The organism is Geitlerinema sp. CS-897, from assembly GCF_028368005.1.
GTDB classification, from domain to species: Bacteria; Cyanobacteriota; Cyanobacteriia; order Cyanobacteriales; family Geitlerinemataceae; genus Baaleninema; species Baaleninema simplex.
Map to the genome: position 1 here is coordinate 1 of NZ_JAQNCQ010000312.1, position 3,028 is coordinate 3,028.

The 3,028-nt window shown below is 52.3% G+C and carries 2 protein-coding genes; one reads left to right on the plus strand and one right to left on the minus strand.

Going from position 1 to position 3,028, the window contains the following annotated elements; translation table 11 throughout:
• Positions 1 to 208: 208 nt before the first annotated feature.
• A complete protein-coding gene (locus tag POG22_RS19935) occupies positions 209 to 1,534 on the minus strand; it encodes an ABC transporter substrate-binding protein (RefSeq protein ID WP_063717529.1) in 1,326 nt (441 codons plus the stop codon).
• 114 nt (positions 1,535 to 1,648) lie between these two features.
• Here POG22_RS19935 and POG22_RS19940 point away from each other — a divergent pair, with 114 nt between their 5' ends.
• Positions 1,649 to 2,386 (plus strand): class I SAM-dependent methyltransferase, encoded by a 738-nt coding sequence (locus POG22_RS19940; RefSeq protein WP_063717528.1) that lies wholly within the window; start codon positions 1,649 to 1,651, stop codon positions 2,384 to 2,386.
• The last annotated feature ends 642 nt before the right edge of the window (positions 2,387 to 3,028 follow it).

The following is a 3,028-nucleotide window of genomic DNA, read 5'->3' on the forward strand; positions in this document are numbered from 1 at the left end:
GCTGATGACGCTCTTCTGCTGTCAGGCGCACAATGTATTTTTTCTGCATGGGACTCCGGCTCGCTCCCTACAGATTACCTCAATACTCCCGTTAACCCTAATTCTTAGAGTTGACGCTGCACTAGCTTATCGGAAACGGATGGAGTATAATACAGCAATATCTTTTCTCACAAGGGTTTCAGGACTTTTCTGCACCACTAAGGCACAGTTAGTGATACGATCGCGCAGTTCGATCGCTCGGCTTCGAGGACGCGTCCTCGGGCCAAACGAGTTCGATTCGTTGCTGGGCGTCTTCGAGGGCAGTGGCGGGATCGCGTCCGAGTAAGGTTTGCTCGATGGCTCGTCCCAAACTGTTTGACAGGCGAGCGTAATTGGGCAAGATCGGCCGCGATCGCGCCCAGGACATTTGTTTGAGAAACACGTCGAGAAGCGGCCGCTCAGCCACGTAAGCACGATATCGTTGGCTGTGACGGGCCGACAGCGAGGCGGGAAGATAGCCCGTTCCTAACGCCCACTGAATTTGAAAGCGATCGCTGAGAACGAAGTCGAGAAATTCTAACGCGGCATTTTCTTCTCGGGGGGTCGTTCGAGTCACGAACAGGTGTTCGCCGCCGACCACAGTTGCCCGTTCGGTACCAGCGGGAATCGGTATCGCGGCGTAATCGACCCCAGTTTGCTCTAACTGTCCCAGCGTCCAAGGACCGGTTAACTGCATGGCGACGCGACCTTTAAGAAAGTCGTCGAGTTCGTACCCTCGCTCGGGTTGCGACAGAGCCACCGAGCCGTCAGCCACTAAATCCGCCCAAAACTGCAACGCCGCGATCGCTTCGGAGTTGAACAAATTGGGGCGATCGCCGTCGATAATTTCGCCTCCCGTACCGTACAAAAAGGGCAGCCAGGCGAACACCGTCCATTCGCCTTTCCCGAGCGGCAGTAACAAGCCGTAGCGATCGATCGTTCCATCCCCATCGAGGTCTTCGGTCAGTTGTTCGGCCACCCGTCGCAACTCCTCCCAGGTGTCGGGAAGTTCGGTCACGCCTGCCGCTTCCAACAAGCTCGGACGGTAGAACAATCCCACGTTGTTCGCGGCCATGGGAATCGACCAAATGCGGCCGTCTAGGGTCATTCCGTCGAGCAGCGAAGGGTCGAGCTTCGCTTTGGCCTGAGAATTGGCAAACCAGTCTTCGATGGGACGCAACGCTCCCAACTCGACCAATTGTCCTGTAATCGACGGTCCGAACCAAAGGAGGTTGGGGGGGGCGTCGCCGACGACGGCGGTAAGGATTTTGGGGAGTTGTTGGTCGGGTTGTCCCACGTAGAGGGGACGCACTTCGATCTGGGGATGCTCGGCGTTAAAGACCTCGACCAATTCGTTGAAAATATCCCGATTCGGAGGCGGGTTGATCCCGTGCCACAGGGTCAGTTGGACGATATCGTTCGGAACCGTCGCCGCGAACTGACAGGCCGTCAGCAGCCAACCACACAGGAGAACTGACCAGATGCCGAACAGTCCGTGTTTCGATGGCGATCGCATCTTAAAACTTCCCCTCTACCTCTACAATGTCAAAGAGCTTCAACCCAAGCGAGAGCGAGCCGATCGCTCCCTACATCGCGCGGTTGGCGTGTCAGTCACTCTGTCGGTCATTCTATGTTAACTGCCCCGAAACCAGACTTTCTAGACGCTTACTGGACGAATTCTTTCGATCTCGAAGATCACTTACAAACGTTTTTGAAGCTCGATCGCGAGACGCTGCAAACTCAACTGCAAGAACGCCGTCACGCCGTCGCCGAACTCGGCCAGCACTTCGATTGGGAACTGGTGGGCGATTTCTACCGCGATCGCGTGGGAACGGCCTATATTTTCGAGTTGGCGGCGTGGCATCTCGAAAGCTGCGACTATATCGGCGATATGGTGCGCTTGATTGCTGATTTTGCAAAAGGTCGAGTTTTGGATTTCGGCGGCGGTATCGGAACCCACGCGATCGCTGCGGCCTCTTGTCCCGAGGTGCGAGAGGTTCTCTATTTAGATTTAAATCCCACGAACTGCCAGTTCGTCCGCTATCGAGCCGAACAGTTGGGTTTGTCAGACAAACTCCACGTGGCATCGACGTTGGACGATGACGATCCGTTCGATACGATTATGTGTTTCGATGTCATGGAACATTTGAAAGATCCCAGTTTGCAGTTATTGCAATTCTCCAAATTGTTGAGCGACGACGGTAAATTACTCGTCAACTGGTATTTTTCCAAAGGCTTTGGGAACGAATTCCCTTTCCATTTAGACGATCCTGAAATTGTAGAAAACTTTTTTAAAGTCTTGCAATCCAATTTCCTCGAAGTCTTCCATCCTCATTTAATTACAACACGGTGTTACCGAAAACTCTGAATATTAGCTCTCGGGAGATCTTATCAACGGGTGCATCTCGATCTTAACCAAATTTATTCAATCTAACCTGATAGACATTTTGTTTTGTTTGTCAAGTGAATTGGCTACACAATTAGATGAGCTTACCCTACCCGATTTTGTCACACAACTGATTTAGGGTTGCCCTATATAGCAGAATCATTTGAGTTGTGAACGCCCTCTGTAGTTGGGATCGCCGTGCTACAGCACTTTTATTTTAGATTACAGAATTTCACGAATCAGTTGGGCTGGCTATATATCTTTGTGATGTCGTTTTAAGGCAAACCAAAAAAGTCATACGGAATCTGAATTTCAACGCTTCGATTTCGCTCAGCAGCTCGACTGAGCGCTCGCCGAACACTTCGACGCCGCTCAGCGTTGAGGCCGAGCGGCGTCGAGGACTTAAACACTGGTTTTACCCAGCCGGACAAGCCCCTCTATCCCCCCAACCCCCCTTACCAAGGGGGGCTAAGGGGGAAGGTGATGAAGACTTTTTGAGGGTGCATCTCAATTATGTAAATTCATCGAATTGGGCGCACTCAATTTCCAGATCCCCGGCATCTCCAGTATCTGTTTAGCGTAACGGCCAAAGTACGACGAAAGGGGGATGGCACAAGCCAGGAC